Consider the following 3,620-nt stretch of genomic DNA (forward strand, 5'->3'; position numbering starts at 1 on the left):
TTCCTTGCCTATAGTGACGCCGGATAGATTTAAGCAAGCCCAAAATTCATCAAAATGAGTGTTGCAAAAACGAGGGTGACCATAGATTTTTATGGTCTCGCTATTTAACGTGCTTGCTTAGTTCACTAAATGCACTACAACGCCTTAAATTGGTTGCGACTGTCTAAAATATATGCTTGTTGGTTGATATTAATCCATTCATCCGATTGCCCTGGATCACAACCGTCATTCCGTCCAGTTCTGCGCATATTTCCCACACTTGCTATTGCACAACAATCATGTACAATTGAGTTGAACAAAAAAGGAGTGAATCATGTTTACTTGTAACTATAGCCATGCCCGCGACAATCTTGCATCTTTGCTGGAGCGGGTAGTTGATGAAAATCAGCCTGTTGAGATTCAGCGCCGCAAAGGAGGCGCTGCCGTCTTGGTAGATAAAGATGCTTTCGAGCGTTACCGCAAAGCGGCTCTTGATGCTGAATTTGCGGAGATCATGCAGACTCATGGTACAGCGTACACGGAGCTTTCAAAACGATGAAACTTGTCAGTTCACAGGAAGTGATTGAGTTTCATGATCGCTTAGTTTCGCGTGATGGTGGCATTGCTGGTATGTCCGAACCCGGTCGCGCTGATGCCATTATTCACCGTGTGTTAAATATGCATCATTACGAGGGGGTAACGGATATTTATGATTTGGCTGCTGTGTATCTTGTAGCCATCGCTCGAGGTCATATATTCAACGACGCGAACAAGCGAACAGCGTTATTTGTCGCGCAAGTCTTTTTAAAACGTAATGGTGTAAAAATCATTAGCTCACGTATTTCCTTTGATGAAATGCAAATTATCGCTGTAAATGCTGCAACTGGTGAATATACGTGGAAGATGGTTTCAGACCATTTAAAGGCGATAATCCTTTAGCTCCACAGCTAACTATCGGAGTAATATCATGACAGGTGAAGGAATTAACACAGTAAAAATAAATGGTGAAATAAAACATATTACAGATTTAGATCCTGTAACGCTTTCCCTTGAATGAACTAAGTTGAAAAATGAAAATAACGAACTTTATCGATGCATAGATGCATAGATGCATAGATGCATAAAGGAAGCTAATTCTGGCTGGCGTGGTTTAATCCCATATCGTTATACACATCTTTAGAAAAGGCTTTTAAAACAGAAAGTTATGAAAAACAGGGCTATGGCATAACCTATTGATTTATAAATAAGTTTAAAAGATGTGTATAACACGATGGGTTTAATCCTTCGACTGATAGGTATTCGCCTCCCACGGGAGCATTAGGCATTTTATTGCCATTTCCTGCCGGTTACTGGTTGAAACAACGAACAATCTCGCCCATATCATTGGTACCCTAAAAAGAGGATTCCAATAATGTCAAGCAGTCAAGCAAAAGACGCGTTTTTCCAGAAATTAGAAACCAATACCAATGCACGAAAAGAAGATGAAGAAGCCTTTAAGCGTGATGTATTAGAGTTCCAAGAAGATACAAAGGCACTGATTCTAGAGATAAAGAAGTGTTTGATGGATCGCCAGTAATAGCTAGTGTCAGCGCAACGTACATAACCAAGAATACCGACCGATTTGAAGTATCAGATCTCACCTTAAAAAATGGTGGTAACATACTAAAAATCATCCCTGAAGGTCTCTACTACCTGGGAGTAAAAGGTTGCCTTGAAGTGACCATTCATAACCCAAGCTCAGCATCAAGCACATCTAAATTCAATCTCCACTGGAAAGATAGGATAAGCAAACTGCCTGGATGGGTAATTGTCCTTAGTGGTGTAGGCAATGCTCCAGCTCAGCGTATTGAGTTCAACCAAGAAAACTTCTTCAAGATGATTATGGAATTTACTCGATGAGCTAAGGGCTGGCTCTCAGCCCTTCATCTTCCGCCGCTCTTTAAGGCCCCGGGAAGCGAAATCTAGATACAATAATTACACTGCCTGGGCGCTCTATGGCTGCCCCAGCGCTCTTGCCATCATTAATTCTTCAGACATATAAACGGTTATACTCACCAGCATCATACAGCAATCATGACTTAACCAAAATCACCTGCATCTGATTGTCGGTACAGTGCCTGGATGCGGCATATCTGGGAGGGACTGTAACCTGTCGCATCCGCTGTTTCCCGGATACTCAGTTTCTTAACCTGACGGTAGTACAGGACTTTCTGATGTCGCTCCTGATCGGCCTGCTTACCCCGGTATTTACCCAGCGTATGTGCTCGTTCAATTCCCTGTTTTTGCCGCTTACGGCGGCTCAGCCAGTCTTTATGATGCGACATCGCGGCCATCAGGTCGATAAGCATGTTATTGATTGCGGTTATTACTGCGCGGGTGATCGGGTCAGCCTGTGAGGGGTCTTTATCTGACAGCGCCTGCCATGAGGTGGGCACATCCAGACTGACAATCCGCAGTTCATGTTGTTCGATCTGTTTTTTCAGCGTCATCCAGTCGCTGTTGCTCAGGCGGGTCAGGCGGTCTATCTGCTCGACCAGTAAAATATCATTACGGTGACTGTCCATCAGTAAACGACCTGGCTCCGGGCGGTCAAGTTTTGTACCGCTGATATTCTCCCGGTAGTGGCTGGCGATTTTATGCCCCCGCTCCTGAACGAACTGCTCCAGCATATCTTTTGCTCGATCGGCGAATTGATCTTCCGTCGATGCTCTCAAATAAGCCCTGATGAACATTTTTTCACCATATTATCGCATTTAGGTTATTGCATTTATTCTATCGCATATAGGTTATGTCATTACTGGAGTGCCGTCACGTTTTAACTATGGCATCAGGGTGTACCCTTATGCCATAGACAGTTTTGTTAAAAATACCGCATGAAATAATTTACGAGGAAACCTATATAGCGCGGAGGCAGATTCTTTCGCTGTTGGAAAGAGAATCATTACTGGCATTACCGGACGATGAGTTAACGCTGAAGCGGATGGCGTATTTCAGTGAACATGATCTGGCGCTTATCAGTGCTCACCGTAAACCCGCCAGCCGAAATGATATTGCCCGTCCCGATACCCGCCTGCTTCTTACCACCATCCTTGCAGACGGCATCAAACTTGGAACGCTTACGAAAACTGAGGTGAAAAAATGCAAACGTTAAAAAGCAGGCTCGAAACTGTAGCCCATTGCTTTGGTAATGATTTCGGTGGCTTTAAATTAAAAAATAGTAAAGCAGATGCAATGAAATGGCTAATGCGATTTAACTTACCTTACTTAGTTCGCGAACATGCCCCTGGTAAATACTTACTGCTTAATCGTGAATATAAACCTCTGGGCTTCATGGCGAAAACTGGTGGCTATGATGCTCGATATGTCAATTATGATGATCACACACTTTCCGGGACGGAAGGGTTACTTAACGCCCAAAAAGACCATTTTTTTTATAACGACAGCTTAGCTCCTTGGGATAGCGCAACGAACTGGAAAGCTTACCAAGAAGGCGTGCTCGAATTCTTAAAGCGCTTTCAGAGTTGATGCGAATGGCGTTTTAGGAGACCATAAAAATCTATGGTCGCCCTCGTTTTTGCAACACTCATTTTGATGAATTTTGGGCTTGCTTAAATCTATCTGGCGTCACTATAGGCAAGGAG

At 43.5% G+C, this 3,620-nt stretch carries 7 protein-coding genes; 6 read left to right on the top strand and 1 reads right to left on the bottom strand.

Annotated features, from left to right (window positions below; genetic code table 11):
- The first annotated feature begins 313 nt into the window (after positions 1-313).
- From C5471_RS22695 to C5471_RS22710, 4 genes are all read left to right on the top strand, one after another.
- Positions 314-538 (top strand): type II toxin-antitoxin system Phd/YefM family antitoxin, encoded by a 225-nt coding sequence (locus tag C5471_RS22695; RefSeq protein ID WP_133813293.1) that lies wholly within the window; start codon positions 314-316, stop codon positions 536-538.
- Positions 535-918 (top strand): type II toxin-antitoxin system death-on-curing family toxin, encoded by a 384-nt coding sequence (locus C5471_RS22700; RefSeq protein ID WP_133813294.1) that lies wholly within the window; start codon positions 535-537, stop codon positions 916-918. The genes C5471_RS22695 and C5471_RS22700 overlap by 4 nt, the downstream gene beginning before the upstream one ends.
- A gap of 472 nt (positions 919-1,390) precedes the next feature.
- The gene (locus tag C5471_RS22705) at positions 1,391-1,555 is read left to right on the top strand and encodes a hypothetical protein (protein ID WP_166296483.1); all 165 of its coding nucleotides are present in this window, start codon (positions 1,391-1,393) and stop codon (positions 1,553-1,555) included.
- Positions 1,534-1,878 (top strand): hypothetical protein, encoded by a 345-nt coding sequence (locus C5471_RS22710; protein ID WP_133813295.1) that lies wholly within the window; start codon positions 1,534-1,536, stop codon positions 1,876-1,878. Before C5471_RS22705 ends, C5471_RS22710 begins: the two co-directional genes overlap by 22 nt.
- Before the next feature lie 179 nt (positions 1,879-2,057).
- On the opposite strand, the gene C5471_RS22715 is transcribed toward C5471_RS22710, so the two are convergent.
- On the bottom strand, positions 2,058-2,711 hold the full coding sequence (locus C5471_RS22715; protein ID WP_133813296.1) for a recombinase family protein: 654 nt from the start codon (positions 2,709-2,711) through the stop codon (positions 2,058-2,060).
- A gap of 194 nt (positions 2,712-2,905) precedes the next feature.
- Here C5471_RS22715 and C5471_RS25130 point away from each other — a divergent pair, with 194 nt between their 5' ends.
- On the top strand, positions 2,906-3,130 hold the full coding sequence (locus tag C5471_RS25130; RefSeq protein WP_166296481.1) for a DUF4158 domain-containing protein: 225 nt from the start codon (positions 2,906-2,908) through the stop codon (positions 3,128-3,130).
- Positions 3,118-3,504 carry a hypothetical protein gene (locus C5471_RS22725; protein ID WP_133813297.1) on the top strand — a complete coding sequence of 129 codons (387 nt, stop codon included), beginning with the start codon at positions 3,118-3,120 and terminating at the stop codon, positions 3,502-3,504. Before C5471_RS25130 ends, C5471_RS22725 begins: the two co-directional genes overlap by 13 nt.
- Positions 3,505-3,620 lie beyond the last annotated feature (116 nt).

This window comes from Photorhabdus tasmaniensis (assembly GCF_011189505.1).
Taxonomy (GTDB): Bacteria; Pseudomonadota; Gammaproteobacteria; order Enterobacterales; family Enterobacteriaceae; genus Photorhabdus; species Photorhabdus tasmaniensis.

Coding starts and splice junctions, on each gene's coding strand:
- C5471_RS22715 (WP_133813296.1), bottom strand. CDS start 2,711: ATGTTCATCAGGGCTTATTTGAGAGCATCGACGGAAGATCAATTCGCC.
- C5471_RS22705 (WP_166296483.1), top strand. CDS start 1,391: ATGTCAAGCAGTCAAGCAAAAGACGCGTTTTTCCAGAAATTAGAAACC.
- C5471_RS22700 (WP_133813294.1), top strand. CDS start 535: ATGAAACTTGTCAGTTCACAGGAAGTGATTGAGTTTCATGATCGCTTA.
- C5471_RS22695 (WP_133813293.1), top strand. CDS start 314: ATGTTTACTTGTAACTATAGCCATGCCCGCGACAATCTTGCATCTTTG.
- C5471_RS22725 (WP_133813297.1), top strand. CDS start 3,118: ATGCAAACGTTAAAAAGCAGGCTCGAAACTGTAGCCCATTGCTTTGGT.